Below are 13,626 nucleotides of genomic sequence, written 5' to 3'. Positions count from 1 at the left end.
GATTATAACCGTGATAATGAATATGATTAGATTTAATTTTTATATATTACCGTCAGATATTCTTTTAACAGAATATTGTGAAGCCGTATATAATAAAACAGTGAAGTATCCGGTTTTAAACGGGTACCTTTGCACTTTTATGCCAACAACTACAACTGAGACTATTTGACTATTATCCTCTACTACCTGGTGCTCCCGGTCGTTTACCTGATCAGCATTCTCCCGTTCCCGCTGCTGTATTTGCTGTCGGACGTGGTTTTCTGCCTCTTGTACTACGTAGTGGGTTACCGTAAAAAGGTAGTGAAACAGAATTTGGCCAATTCCTTTCCGGATAAGACGGAAGCGGAGCGCGACGTGATCTGCCGGGATTTTTACCGGTATTTCTGCGATTTATTCCTGGAAACGTTCAAGACGCTGACCATCAGCAAGGCTGCCATGCTTCGGCATTGCGCGCTCACGCCCGACACCGTGTCGCTTTTCAAACGCCTGCATACCGAAGGCAAAAGTGTGGTATTGGTGATGGGGCATAAAGGCAACTGGGAATGGGCCGGGAATTCGTTCAGCATTTTATGCCCGCAACAGTTGTACGTTGTGTATCATCCATTAGCCAATAAACATTTTAACGGACTGATGTACAGGATGCGCACGCGCTTCGGCACCAAGCTCATCCCCATGCAGGATACGTTCCGTGAAATGGTGAAACTGCGCGGCGAAATCAACGCCACAGCGCTCATCGCCGACCAGTCGCCCCGGCCCGACAGCGCCCAGTGGGTGCCGTTCCTCCATCAGGACACGCCCGTTTTTACCGGCACCGAGCGCATCGCTTCCAAAATGAATTACCAGGTGGTGTATGTTTCCGTATCGCGGATCAAAAGAGGGTATTATTCCGTTTCGGCTGAAGTGCTGGTGGAGTCACCCGCGCAGGAGGCCCCCGGCAACATCACCACGCTCCATACCGCCAAACTCGAGGCCGACATCATCGCCCAGCCCGCTACCTGGCTGTGGTCGCACAAAAGATGGAAACATAAAAGAAAAACACAACCAACAACCGCAACTGTTTAAAGAGAACGCAATGTTAGAAGGAAAACAACTTATTCTGGCTACCAAAGATTACGCGCAGGAAAAGCGCTCCCTGAGCTGGTGGTACACCTTAAGCACCTTATGTCTGCTCATCGCATCCCTCACTGCCACGATGGTGATGCCTTATCTTGCGTTGCGGATCGCCTTCAGCCTTCTTTCCGGCTTACTGATCGTGAGAATGTTCATCATCTATCACGATTTCCAGCATCATACGATATTAAAGAACAGTCCGGCCGCCAATGCGATCATGACGGTATTCGGCATGTACATCCTCGCACCCGCCAGCATCTGGAAGCGCTCGCATGATTACCATCACCAGCACAATTCCAAGCTCTTCAGCGCCAGCATCGGCTCCTACCCGATCGCCACCGTCAAAGGTTTCCTCGCCATGAGCCGCCGCGAGCGCCGGATCTACCTGTTCACCCGCCACCCGCTGACCATTCTCTTCGGATACCTCTTTATGTTCATCATCGGGATGTGCGTGAACTCCTTCATCGCCAGCCCCCGCCGCCACTACGACGCCCTCATCGCGCTGATCCTTCATATCGCCGCTTCGGCCGCCGTGATCGTATTCTTCGGCTGGGCTTCCTGGGCCCTGCTCGTGCTGGCGCCCATCTTCATCGCCACCGCCATCGGAACGTATCTTTTCTATGCCCAGCACAACTTCCCGGGCGTAGTGTTCAATACCAAAGAAGAATGGTGCTACGACAAAGCCGCGCTCATTTCGTCGAGCCACATGACCATGAGCCCGCTCATGGCCTGGTTCACCGGCAACATCGGCCTGCACCATATCCACCACCTCAATGCCCGCATCCCGTTCTACCGCCTGCCGGAAGCGTATAAAGGCATTCCCGAGCTGCAAGCGGCCACCACCACCTCCCTCAGCTGGAAAGATATCCGCGCCTGCCTCAGCCTCAAAGTCTGGGACCCGGAACAACAAACCATGACCGACGTGCCGCCCATCCCCCGCGAAACGGCCATCAGCGGGCTCTACACCGCGCCTGTCGCCGGCAACAAACATTAATCCGACTTAGCGTCATACAAAAGCCGTTTACATCCCAGGATGCAAACGGCTTTTTCGTTTAATATAATATCAACGGTACTGCAACACCGCCTCCAGCGATTGCCGTAAAATCTCCACCGCCGCGGCCATTTCTTCGGGGTCCAAATTGCCGAACCCGATGCGCGTGGCCGTGAGGCCTTTGGTTTGATACAATATCGTCTTGGGCAGGAACAATCCCCGCGCCGCACATTCCTTCTGCAACTTCACTAGGCTGAAATCCTCCAGCCATTCCACCCACACCGCCAGCCCCCGGGGCGGCACCCGGAACCGGATGCGGCTGCCCAGCTTTGCCTGCAGCAGGGCCACAAAACCGTCGCGGCGCTCCTGGTAGATTTTCCTGTTCTTTTTCGACAGCCGGTGCACTTCCCCGTCCTGTATCCAATCGGTAAGCACCTGCTCCTTGATGACATCTTTCCCCGGCTCCAGGATGTTCTGGTGCTTCTCCAGCTCCCGGATGAAATCCGCCGGACCCGCCACAAAGCCGTATGCAAACCCCGACGGCAGCGATCTTCCGAAGGAACCGACGTACACCACACGGTCTTTGGCGTCGAATGCCGCCAGCGGCAGCACGGGGTTATTATCGTAATGAAAATCGTAATCGTAATCGTCTTCCAGGATCACGAAGCCATACCGGTTGGCCAGCTCCACTACCTCCATCCGCCGCTTTGCGCTCAGGCAGGCCGTGGTGGGATAGTGATAGTTGGAAGTGAGGTACAGCAGGCGGATGGGCTGCGCTTCGCATATTTCCTGCAATACTTGCGTGAGCAGGCCGTCTTCGTCGACCGGCGCAGGGATGATGTGCGCCCCGCTGTCGGCCAGCGTCATATTCGGGAGATAATATCCCGGCGAGGCTACCACTACCTTATCTCCCGGGCTGATCAGCAGTTTCGCGGCCAGGTAGAGGCTGATTTCGTGGCTGCCGGCGGTGAGAAGGTTGGCTGTGGAAATGCGGATCCCCCGCGTCAGGTTCAGGAAATTGGCGAAATGCGCTTTGAACTGTTCGTGGGACCTGGCCTGGATGTGCTCCCGGGCCACGAGGTTGCGCCGCCGCTTCAGTTTGGAAACGTACAGCCGGGCCAGCACATCGTTGTGGACCAGGCGGATATCCGGCTGGCCGTCGTTGAACTGGTACGGCAGGTCGCTCGTTTCGGTAGGGTTTTCCAGGATGGCGGACCGCTGGAAAGTAAAAGGCGTCGCATTGGCTGCCGTGGCGGCGGGTACATGGGCGGTTTTCTTTTGTTTCTGGTCTGACAGGATGAAGATCCCCTTGTTCGGGAGGATCTCGATAAAACCCTGAGATTCCAGGTCTTGCAGGGCTTTGATCAGCGTATTTCTATTGACTTCCAGGAGTTTGCAAAGGACCCTCGTGCCGGGGAGGCGCGTCCCCTCGGGCAGCAGCCCCGCCTGTATCGCCCGGATGAACCCGAAAACGATCTGGAGGTAAACGGCCGAGGGGTCGTCGCGCTTCAGCTGCAGGAAGCTTTTAAAAGGAATTTGAACCGGACTATCCATTTTCTTAAAACTGGTATACCAAGGTGGTACGGCAAGATACTAATTTTGCCAAAAAATAACCGGAATGAACAAAATATGCTTTGCCGCTTTGGCATTGATCAGTACAGACTTATGCGCACAAAACCTGCAAGACACCACGATCGGCATCGGGGAAGTTGTGATAAACGAGAACCGGTTCAGCACCCCCATCTCCAAACAAAACAGGAACGTTTACATCATAGATAAGGCGCAGATCGCCAAAATGCCCGCCCGCAGCCTGCAGGAAATCCTGCAATACGCCAATGGCGTCGATATCCGGCAGCGCGGCCCCTACGGCACCCAGGCCGATATCAGCATCGACGGCGGCAGTTTCGAGCAAACCGTGGTGCTGGTGAACGGCACCAAGATCATCGACATGCAAACGGCGCACAACATGCTCAACCTTCCCATTCCGCTGGAAATCATCGAGCGGATCGAAGTGGTGCGCGGCCCTGCGGCCCGGATCTACGGTATCAACAGCCTCACCGGGGCCATCAACATCATCACCAAAAAACCGGAGCATTCGGGCGTTCTCGTCAACGTTTACGGCGGTTCGAATTTTGAAAAAGACAAGGAAGGGACGGGAGAAACCTTCTACAGCAGGGGCATCCAGCTCGGCGGGACCATCAGCAAAGAAAAACACCAGCATTCGCTCTTCGGCGCCAACGACAAGAGCAACGGCTACCGCTACAACACCGGCTTCGAAAACACCAAACTGTATTACCAGGGCAATTTCCAGCTCGACAAAGCCAACGAGATCCTCGCTTCCGCCGGCTATATCCGGAATTCCTTCGGCGCCAACGCGTTCTACGCAGCTCCCGGCGATAAAAACTCCGGTGAGATCGTTCAAACGACGCTGGCTTCCATCCAATCCCGCCACCAGCTTTCTTCCCGCTGGTCGCTCATGCCCCGCCTGAGCTATCGTTACAACGACGATGACTACCGTTATTTCGGCCGCAAGGAGCTGAGCAAAGGCCGCAGCCGCCACTATTCCAATTCCCTGGCCGCGGAAGTCAACACCGCATATAAAATGAATGCGGGCGAGCTCGGGTTTGGCGTGGAAGCCCGGAGCGAAGACATCAATTCCTCCAACATCGGCGACCGCCGCCGCGAAAACCTGGGCGTATATGCGCAATACCGGACGGATCTTTTCAAAAAACTCAACGTCAATTTCGGCACTTACCTCAATTATAATTCCGATTACAAATGGCAGCTCTACCCCGGCCTGGACGCGAGCTATGCCATCACCAACGGGCTCAAGATCATCGGGAACATCGGCACCAGCCAGCGCATCCCTTCGTTCACGGATCTGTATCTCGACCAGCGCCCCGGCAATATCGGGAACGCCTCCCTTTCCCCGGAAAACGCCTTCCAGGGCGAACTGGGGATGAAATACATCCGTCACGCCTTTACATTTAACGCCAGCTACTTCTACCGCGACATCAGCCGCTTCATCGACTGGACGCGCAACGTGGACACCGAGCCCTGGCAGAGCCACAACGTGGGCAGCCTGCTGACCAAAGGCATCAATATGCGCTCGAACTTCAGCGCATCGCTGTCCGCCAGCACGCGCCTCAACGTCAACCTCGCCTATTCCTACCTGGATGCGGAGTTCAGCGACATCAACCCCGACATCAAATCGAAATACCTCATCGCCGCGCTGAAACACCAGGTCACCAATACCATCGATGTGCAACACAAAGGCTTCAGCGCCCTGTTCGCCACGCGCTTCAACGAGCGGACCACCGGCAAGGCGTATTGGATCAACGATTGCAGGATCAGCCAGAAAGTGAAACAGTTCACCGTATATGTGGATGCGCAAAACATTTTCAACACTACCTACTTCGAGATCGGCTCCATTCCGCTGCCCGCCCGCTGGGTGAGCCTGGGCGTCAAATTCACGACGATTTAACCATCATCTTTACCATAAAAAAAGCCCGCTATCCAATGGTAGCGGGCTTTTTCGTGCATGCGACGGGTCTATGGCCAGATCCCGCGCACTTTCGACACCTCCAGCGAGGTGATGGTAATATTGTTCCCCCAATACCGGAACCCTTCTTTGTTCCCGACGTCAGGTTTCCGTTCCATCGAGTACGAAAACGCACCGCCGTCGATAAACACTTCCACGGAAGATCTGTCAAGGTAGATCTCGGCGGTGAGTTCCATGCTGGTCATATCTTGCGGGGAATAGAACATGCCATTAAGCATATTGAAGTTAAGGTCGTAATAGACAAGCCGCTGGCCAGATAGGCTAAGGCCGGCATCCGTGGCATGCGACAGGCGGATCGTGGTTTTGATGTACAGCTGATCGTTTTGGCTGAAGGATGCGAGTTTTCCGCTGGCATCGCTGGCGGAAAGGTTCTTCCATTTACCGGCGGGCTCCAGCAGCTGCGCCACTTCCTTCACCGGACAGCTGAACAGGCGGGGACCGTCTTTGGTGGTGCGCAGTGTCAGTTCGGTCGGCAGCAGCATCATGTTATTGAAGGGCATGCCCTGTTGCGGGATGCGCCCCCACCCGATCTGGATCCGCCGGCCGTCGGCTGCGGGGATGTTGCTGAAGGTCTGCGCCGCGTAAATGGAACCGGCGGAGAAGTAATATTTCCCGTGCTCGGGCCGGAACGTTTTACCGTCGAACGAGCCGATCATGTACGTGTTGGAAGCGCCATACATCACCCATTTTTTATTGCCGGCGTTGCCATCGACCGGGAGTTCGAATAAATCCGGGCATTCCCAGAAACCGGTGACGTGGCTCTGGTAAGTCCAATCTTTCAGGTTTGATGACGTATAAATAGAATGGCCGTCGCGCTCGTTGAGCACCATCACCCAGTGTTTGCCCGGGGCGTACCAGAGCACCCGGGGATCGCGGGTGTCTTTACTGTTCCATTTCTCTTTGGAATCGATGAGGGGATTGCCGGGGAATTTGGTCCAGGTGCGGCCTTTGTCGAGGCTGTAGGCCAGGGATTGCACTTGCCTGTCGGGGCTATCGACCGTATACAGCGCCACCATGGCCGGGTTGCCGGGTTTACCGAAGCCGGAGGTATTATCGTAATCGATCACGGCGGAGCCGGAGAACATGGTGCCGGATTTGTCGGGGTGCAGGGCGATGGGCAGCTCTTGCCAGTGAATCATGTCTTTGCTCACGGCGTGGCCCCAGGACATGTTTTCCCATTCGCGTTCGTAGGGATTGTGCTGGTAGAAGAGATGGTATTCGCCGTCGTGGAAGACGAGCCCGTTGGGATCGTTGATCCATCCGCGGCGGGAGGAGAAATGGTATTGCGGGCGGCGGCGCTCCCGGTACAGGGAGTCCTGCCCGGCGATGCGGTCGTCCTGGTAGATGTTTGACATGCCCGTGCCGCTACCGTTGAACTGGAGGTGGAGGGATTTCCCTTTCCAGGCGCTGACGTCTACGAACACCCAATATTCGGGCGTGGCGCTGAGGCGGATGCGGAAGCTGCGCTCCTCTTCCCCGGCGGCTTTCAGGGTCATGACCGCGCGTTCGTCTTGTTGGGAAACGGGCAGGTTGAGGTATCGTTTGGTGACGGTGATGGTAGTGTCGGATGCGGAAGCTTGCAGGCAGGCGCCGAGTGCGGCGATGCCGGCCATTAGACGAGGTGATGTTTTCATATATAGTGGAACCCTGTTTATCCAAAGATATACAATGCGGGTTCAATCTCCATCTCATTTACCATTTGAGCAGCAGCCGCAGGTAGAACCCCGGGCTGGCGAGTTTCTTGCGGATGTCGACTTCGTGGAACATGCTGGAGAGGAGTTGCTGCAATTCCTGGTTGCCGGCGCTCAGGCGCATGAGCATGTTAAACAGCCAGGGGAAGCGGATGAGCCTCTGCAGCCGGGTGCTCATGGTCAGTTCGGGGCCCAAAACCCGGTACACTTCGGCGTCGTAAGCTTGCAGGGATGCGGCTGAGTAATCGTTGGCGGTTATGGAAGCGGCGGCCTGGGCGGCGGCCATGCGGGCGGAGTACATGGCGTTGCCGATGCCTTCGCCGGTGAATGGATCTATCAGGAAGCCGGCGTCGCCCACCAGCAGGTATCTTTCTCCCGAGAGCCGCCTTTTCTTGCTACCCAGCGGCAGGCCGTAGCCGTCGATATTCCCCAGGAGGGTAGCGTTTTTAAAGCGTTCCTTCATGACGGGGTCGTGCTGTACGGCGTCGAGCAGCATTTGCTTCAGGTTGGCTTTACGCTTTCCCGCCACCTTGCTCAACATGCCGATCCCTACATTGGCTTCGCCGTTGGGTAGCGGGAATATCCAGAAGTAGCCGGGCAGCACGTTTTTGAGAAAATGCAGTTCGATGAGATTGTCGGGGTGCAGGCCGCCGATGCCGGTGTAATATGCGCGGATGCCGGCCACGTAATGGGCCGGTTCCATATGGATATTGGCGACTTCTTTCGTAAACCCGGAATGGGCACCGTTGGCCGCGATCACCAGCTGTGCTTTGATGTGCAGGGTGCCGGCGGCGTCCGACAGCAGGTAGCCGTCGGGCTGCAAGGTGTATTTTGTGATGGCTTTACCTTCTATCAGTCGGATCTGCGGACAGCGTTTCATTTCATCGACCAGGAAATTATCGAAATGGATGCGCTTGCAGACGAATCCCCGGGGCTCGCCGGGCAGTTTCTGGTAATTGGGTTTGTAGGGGATGTTGATGCCCATACGGTTGGCGGCCACGAAGCTGACGCCCCAGCTGTCCTCCTTGAATACGAGCTGCTGCAACCGCTCCGCAATGCCTTTATCGATGCGGGAGAGCTGGGTGAGCACCTTTCCGCTGAGGCCGTCGCCGCAGACTTTATCACGGGGGAAGACGGCCTTATCGACCACCAGGCAGGGAATGCCCATGTAAGCCAGTTGCAGCGCCGTGGTAGCGCCTGCCGGGCCGGCGCCCAGTATACAAACTTTTGTTTCCTGCATCTTCGGTTTCAGGGTATGAGATCGTTTTAGGATAAGAAAAGAAAAGCCGCGGGGATCGATGGATCTGCGCGGCTTGACGAAACGAATCTAATGCAAAATTTTGAAATATCATCCAATTACTTATCTTTGGTTTATACTCCTTTTTAACCGGTACCCCATAAAAATTTAACCGTATTATTTATTGACATTACCCTATAATTGCGCCCCAATACCGGTATTATCCTTTGTATTCAAGCAACCCAAAAAATAAACTATACCCTGCATGCGATTTTTAATGATTACCTGTACACTCCTGTTCATTGGTGTTACCGGTAGCTATTCCCAAAACCGGAAAACGGTCGCGTATGATTTCGCCAAAAAGGAATTAACAGGCGCCATTCCCTTCGACCAGCCCTTCAACATCAAATGCGTCAACATTCCCGACGATGTGAAAGATCTCCATGTCGTTATCTATGACGTCAACCGCATCAATTACAGCGGCAAATGGAATAAAAAAGAGCCGCTGACCGACGAGGCGCTGCAAATGAACAAGAAAGCCTGCACGTTCTTCTATCAAACAGATAAGCAGGAACGCCATTCCGACACCCTGAACATCCCCGTGCTGGTATTCCTCCGCCCCAATGCCAGCTACCTGGTAGAGATAGCGGGTAACACCTACACCGAGCTCAGCGACGAAGAAAACGATGCTGCTGTTCAGGCGATTATGGACGACGACGGCTTCATTGCAGCCAACAACCAGGTGATCGTAACCCAGTTGCTGACACCTGCAGGATCGAAATCCTGGTCCCAAAACATGGCGGCGATCCATACTGCAGCGGAAGCTGCGGCCAAAAAGGTGAATGAGAAGTATACCCTGTCGGGAGATAATTACGACGAACAGTTTACCCGTTTCCTTAACGCCACCAACGCCCTCAACCAGATCCGCGCCGAACTGCGGCACCATAAGGAAGGGTTTTATGGCGAAGCGTACGACCTGCTGAACAGCTCCCCGGGGAAAAAACCAAAACTGGTGACCGACAAAGAAGGCGAGATAGATGCGTTGCAGCAAAAAATCGACGGACTGAAAGAAACCGCCAAAACCGACAATAGCGCCGCGCTTGCGCAGCAGATCGCAACAGCCGGGACGCAAATGGAAAGCCTCCGCAAAGAGCTGGCCCTCATCCAGGGAAGCCTGACGGAAAGCAAGCGGCAGATCGCCGGCAAAGGCGTACTGGATAAGGACCTGTCCATCGGGAAAATCTCGTCTTCCGTGGAAAAGAAAATGAAGCAAACAGATTGGTTCAATGCCACGAAAAGCGACCTCGATTTTACCACTGAATTCAAAAACGACCTGAATAAAGAAAAGATCAAAGGCCTCTCCAGCACCGAAATCGCCACTATCGCGGACGATATGGCCGGCAAATTCCAGGCGAAGATCGACAAACCGCTGGACGAGCTCCTGGAAGCGCGTGACGAACTGAAAAAGAATATCGCCGTCGAACTGGGGGAATCCCTGTTCTCCTATAAAGAAACCGGCAACACTTACCCCACATCCCTCGAAGAAAGGTTCAAAATGCACGTGACCCTCGACCTCGGTTACGCGTATGTGGGACGGGTAGACAGGTTCAACCTCTACGCGGGGATGAACTTTTACTTCCGCGCCATCGACACTTCGCTCCCGCTCAGTAATTACCGTGGCAAATTTACCGACGTCATCGGCTCCAGGGCTTCGCTCCTCCTGGGGGTATCTCTTACTTCCATTAAAAAGGACGGCATCCGCAGGGGTATCATCAGCGAGGATATGGCACTGATCTCAGGCGTAGGGTTCCGGCTGCTGTCGTTCTTTAAAGTCAATGGCGGGGCCTATTTCTTCTATCAATATCCTACCGATCCGCTGGCCAACAAGAGCAATTATCACGTAAAAGCAGCGCCGTTCGTGTCGTTCTCGCTGGACTTCAACATTCAGAGCTTCCTCGAAAGTTTCGGGAACGGTCATGTCGCAAACATCTTCAAACCATAAATTCATCCCTTATGTCAGTTGAAATAAATAACCTCACCCTGGACCCCGTGGAGTTCCGTTTTAAATCCGGCAAACCCGACCAGCCTTTGAAAATCGAATGGTCTGAATCCTTTTCCAGTCCCGGCCCCAACAAAGGACATTACCATTTGACGATATCGGAAGACGCCGACGTGGAGCTGGTTTCCATCTACATCCCTGAAAAAGATGAAGCATTAACGATCGATGATTTTGAAACGGCGCCCCATAACCTGCCGTACATCCTCGAATTCACATCCAAATCCCTGATCTGGTACGAAGACACGGAAAGCAGCAACGACCGCTGGATGGAGGTTTACATCATCATTACCAAAAGCCAGTCCGGCGAGGAAGGATGCGAAGTAGCCCTGGAGGTACGCGGCAATTATGTGCCGGGCTCTCCCCTGCTCCCTACCCTGCCAGCTTCCGACCGTGCCATTTTCAAATACCAATAATCCAATCAACGATTCATGAAATACTTTGCCATCATAACCGCCGTTTCGGCCATGATGCTTTCCGGATGCAGCAAGAAAGACGACGATTACCAGCTGGGGAAAGGATTGCAGCTGAAAGACGTCATCGCTTTCGCCAATACCTCCCAGGCCGAAGTTGCCGCGGATAATACATCCACCTACCTCGTTGGCGTGCAAATCAGCCGGGAGGCCGATTCCCTGCTGCGCGACGTCGTGTTCACCGTCAAAGGCGGCACTTTCGATAACGACGATACCATCCAGACCGTAACCGCCAACAGCAGCGGCTACGCGCAGGTCCGCCTCAAGAGCGACAGCATCGGCAGCGCGGTGGTACGCGCTTCGGTACAAAAATATTATACGATCGATACCGCGTATACTTTCGGCCGCTCCTATCCGAACGACTTCCTGCTATCGGCCAGTCAATATGTGGGCGATACGGCTTCCAGCTTCACGTTCACCGTGGACCTGTTCCGCGCGCCGGGGAAAGGGATCGTTACCGATCCCGCGAAAGTATATTTCAACATGGTGTCGCTCGATACCACCCTGCAACTGGTGATCCCGGCGTTTGCGTACACCGAAAACCAGCAGGCCATGGTTACCGCCACCAACCCCTTCCACCTGGCGGGCGACTTCGAGTTGCAGGTGAAAACATTGCGCACGGATACGGATACGCTGCTGCGCACATTGCGCATCCAGGTACGGTAGGTGCAGAAGAATATGCATGCAAAGGCTTCCCGACATAGCAGCCTTTGCATTTTTATTGCAACCGGTTAGGGGAAGGGTATTTCTTCCACCAGTTCCTTTTTATTGTGCAGTACTTTTTCGAATAATTCGGGATTGAGGAGGTCTTTGACGGAAGAGATCACGAAATCCGGCTGGTAACTGAAATGGTTGAGATCCTCCGCTTTGGTGACGCCCGACAAAGTAAGAACGGTGGTGAAACCCATGGAGCCGGCGCCGAGGATGTCGGTACCCATGGTATCGCCGATCATCACGGCCTGGTCGGTGGAAAGGCCGAGTTTTTTACGCGCCATCCGCATCATTACCGGGCTCGGTTTCCCTACGCTGAAGGCCTGTTTGCCGGTGGCGCATTCCACCATGGCCACGAAGGCGCCGCAGCCCGCGCGGTATTTGCCGTTGCCGACGGGGCAGTTGGGATCGAGGTTGGTGGCGATCAGTTTCGCGCCGTTCATGATCATATTGATGGCTTTGTCGACGGATTCGAGCATGATGGTGCGGCCTTCGCCGATGATCACATAATCCGGGTGATCATCCACGATGGAGAAACCGGCGGCATGCAATTCGGCCAGCAGGCCGCCTTCGCCGATCACGTAGGCCGTGGCCTGCGGGGTGCGGGAAGCGAGGTATCGGGCAGTGGCCATGCCGCAGGTGAAAACATCGTCGTCTTCTACATGGAAACCGAGTTTCCTAAGTTTGTAAGACACGTCGCGGTTGGTGCGCTGGCTGTTGTTGGTGAGGAAAAGAAATGGGAAACCCTGCTTGCGCAGGTTGTTGATAAATTCCACTGCACCGGGGATGGTTTCGGAGCCCCGGTAAATAACACCGTCCATGTCGATGAGAAATCCTTTCTGATTCATTATTTTGGTTTTAAAATGGAACCGCGAAAGCCCGCGTACGGAACGAAGCTATACGGCAATTAAAAAGCAAATTGAGATCAGATTTGATAAGTGGAGATGAATAAGGCAGGAAGGCCATGGTACATCGGTTTGCGTTGCGCATGGCCCGATGATCAAATATACAAATAAAGTTGAATCATGCATGTATTATTTGCGGAATCATTCTTTTTATTGACGCGATCAGCCGAGTACGTTCAGGCTGCTGATCAATTCGGGGTAATAACGCTTTGAAACCGGGAAGGCAACTCCGTACACGATTGCCGCTTCTTTTTCCACCGCTTCCAGGTGTTGAAGCGCAACGGCAAATGACTTATGTATCCTTACAAAGCTGCCTTCCGGCAATTGGCTCAGTGTCTTGTCGAGCGTAGCGCGGATCAGGTAAGATTCCTCTTTGGCGTATAACCGGAGATAGTTGTCTTCGGTTTTCAGTACCGCGATATCGGCCAGATTGATTTTTACAAATTTCCCGTCGTCCCAGATAAAAAAAGGTGGGTGCATCATAGCGATATGTTTTGGTGTTAAGCTTTGTTTGATAAGGGGTTATGATCAAATATAACGAAAAAACACATTTCGCGAACCCTGCTGACATCCTACTGCCATCCTTCAATGATTCTCCAAGGGTCTCCAATGGTGGTACAGGTTTGAAGGTGTTTAATTGAAGGATGACTGAAGGATGATTGAAGGATCATCGAATCAGGCTAGTGTTTTACTTGTCCAAAAATTCCGGTTACCCCAGGTTTATATACATTACGCCCCAACACGTCCCCGCTTTCACCCCATAATTTATTTTCGTTTTTATCTGCTCGTTACTTTCGTGTTGTCGGTTGTCGCAATGGAAGCATCGCTTAGGCAGACAGGGAGGAGCGACTCTTGAAACCTTCTTCCAAAGCGGCGCCGGCAGAAAACAA

11 protein-coding genes are annotated in these 13,626 nt (G+C 53.9%); 6 read left to right on the top strand and 5 right to left on the bottom strand.

Going from position 1 to position 13,626, the window contains the following annotated elements; all coding sequences use genetic code 11:
• Positions 1-165 precede the first annotated feature (165 nt).
• Both WJU16_RS22920 and WJU16_RS22915 read left to right on the top strand, forming a co-directional pair.
• Complete coding sequence (locus WJU16_RS22920; RefSeq protein ID WP_341835683.1) at positions 166-1,062, top strand: lysophospholipid acyltransferase family protein; 897 nt, start codon at positions 166-168, stop codon at positions 1,060-1,062.
• A gap of 10 nt (positions 1,063-1,072) precedes the next feature.
• On the top strand, positions 1,073-2,104 hold the full coding sequence (locus WJU16_RS22915) for a fatty acid desaturase (protein ID WP_341835682.1): 1,032 nt from the start codon (positions 1,073-1,075) through the stop codon (positions 2,102-2,104).
• A gap of 69 nt (positions 2,105-2,173) precedes the next feature.
• Here the strand turns inward: WJU16_RS22915 and WJU16_RS22910 are convergent, their stop codons facing one another.
• A complete protein-coding gene (locus WJU16_RS22910; RefSeq protein WP_341835681.1) occupies positions 2,174-3,655 on the bottom strand; it encodes a PLP-dependent aminotransferase family protein in 1,482 nt (493 codons plus the stop codon).
• A gap of 64 nt (positions 3,656-3,719) precedes the next feature.
• Here WJU16_RS22910 and WJU16_RS22905 point away from each other — a divergent pair, with 64 nt between their 5' ends.
• Positions 3,720-5,585, top strand: coding sequence for a TonB-dependent receptor domain-containing protein (locus WJU16_RS22905; protein ID WP_341835680.1), 1,866 nt, complete (start codon positions 3,720-3,722; stop codon positions 5,583-5,585).
• Positions 5,586-5,653: 68 nt separating this feature from the next.
• Here the strand turns inward: WJU16_RS22905 and WJU16_RS22900 are convergent, their stop codons facing one another.
• A complete protein-coding gene (locus tag WJU16_RS22900) occupies positions 5,654-7,297 on the bottom strand; it encodes a glycoside hydrolase family 32 protein (RefSeq protein WP_341835679.1) in 1,644 nt (547 codons plus the stop codon).
• Between the two features lie 58 nt (positions 7,298-7,355).
• Positions 7,356-8,594: a geranylgeranyl reductase family protein gene (locus WJU16_RS22895; RefSeq protein WP_341835678.1), complete on the bottom strand. Its 1,239-nt coding sequence runs from the start codon at positions 8,592-8,594 to the stop codon at positions 7,356-7,358.
• A 262-nt stretch (positions 8,595-8,856) separates the two neighbouring features.
• On the opposite strand from WJU16_RS22895, the gene WJU16_RS22890 reads away from it, so the two are divergent.
• Genes WJU16_RS22890 through WJU16_RS22880 form a run of 3 tightly spaced genes read left to right on the top strand, consistent with a single transcriptional unit; the run spans position 8,857 to position 11,786 of the window.
• Positions 8,857-10,593 (top strand): hypothetical protein, encoded by a 1,737-nt coding sequence (locus WJU16_RS22890; RefSeq protein ID WP_341835677.1) that lies wholly within the window; start codon positions 8,857-8,859, stop codon positions 10,591-10,593.
• Between the two features lie 11 nt (positions 10,594-10,604).
• Complete coding sequence (locus tag WJU16_RS22885) at positions 10,605-11,063, top strand: hypothetical protein (protein WP_341835676.1); 459 nt, start codon at positions 10,605-10,607, stop codon at positions 11,061-11,063.
• Positions 11,064-11,078: 15 nt separating this feature from the next.
• On the top strand, positions 11,079-11,786 hold the full coding sequence (locus WJU16_RS22880) for a hypothetical protein (RefSeq protein ID WP_341835675.1): 708 nt from the start codon (positions 11,079-11,081) through the stop codon (positions 11,784-11,786).
• Between the two features lie 65 nt (positions 11,787-11,851).
• On the opposite strand, the gene WJU16_RS22875 is transcribed toward WJU16_RS22880, so the two are convergent.
• Both WJU16_RS22875 and WJU16_RS22870 read right to left on the bottom strand, forming a co-directional pair.
• Positions 11,852-12,679 (bottom strand): HAD-IIA family hydrolase, encoded by an 828-nt coding sequence (locus tag WJU16_RS22875; RefSeq protein WP_341835674.1) that lies wholly within the window; start codon positions 12,677-12,679, stop codon positions 11,852-11,854.
• A 219-nt stretch (positions 12,680-12,898) separates the two neighbouring features.
• A complete protein-coding gene (locus WJU16_RS22870; protein ID WP_341835673.1) occupies positions 12,899-13,219 on the bottom strand; it encodes a LytTR family DNA-binding domain-containing protein in 321 nt (106 codons plus the stop codon).
• Positions 13,220-13,626 lie beyond the last annotated feature (407 nt).

Source organism: Chitinophaga pollutisoli, assembly GCF_038396755.1.
In the GTDB taxonomy this organism is placed as follows: Bacteria; Bacteroidota; Bacteroidia; order Chitinophagales; family Chitinophagaceae; genus Chitinophaga; species Chitinophaga pollutisoli.
This window is presented reverse-complemented; position numbering and strand designations above follow the sequence as displayed.

Excerpts from the sequence above, each read along its gene's own strand:
- WJU16_RS22915 (WP_341835682.1), top strand. The coding sequence starts at position 1,073 with ATGTTAGAAGGAAAACAACTTATTCTGGCTACCAAAGATTACGCGCAG.
- WJU16_RS22910 (WP_341835681.1), bottom strand. The coding sequence starts at position 3,655 with ATGGATAGTCCGGTTCAAATTCCTTTTAAAAGCTTCCTGCAGCTGAAG.
- WJU16_RS22905 (WP_341835680.1), top strand. The coding sequence starts at position 3,720 with ATGAACAAAATATGCTTTGCCGCTTTGGCATTGATCAGTACAGACTTA.
- WJU16_RS22900 (WP_341835679.1), bottom strand. The coding sequence starts at position 7,297 with ATGAAAACATCACCTCGTCTAATGGCCGGCATCGCCGCACTCGGCGCC.
- WJU16_RS22895 (WP_341835678.1), bottom strand. The coding sequence starts at position 8,594 with ATGCAGGAAACAAAAGTTTGTATACTGGGCGCCGGCCCGGCAGGCGCT.
- WJU16_RS22890 (WP_341835677.1), top strand. The coding sequence starts at position 8,857 with ATGCGATTTTTAATGATTACCTGTACACTCCTGTTCATTGGTGTTACC.
- WJU16_RS22885 (WP_341835676.1), top strand. The coding sequence starts at position 10,605 with ATGTCAGTTGAAATAAATAACCTCACCCTGGACCCCGTGGAGTTCCGT.
- WJU16_RS22880 (WP_341835675.1), top strand. The coding sequence starts at position 11,079 with ATGAAATACTTTGCCATCATAACCGCCGTTTCGGCCATGATGCTTTCC.
- WJU16_RS22875 (WP_341835674.1), bottom strand. The coding sequence starts at position 12,679 with ATGAATCAGAAAGGATTTCTCATCGACATGGACGGTGTTATTTACCGG.
- WJU16_RS22870 (WP_341835673.1), bottom strand. The coding sequence starts at position 13,219 with ATGATGCACCCACCTTTTTTTATCTGGGACGACGGGAAATTTGTAAAA.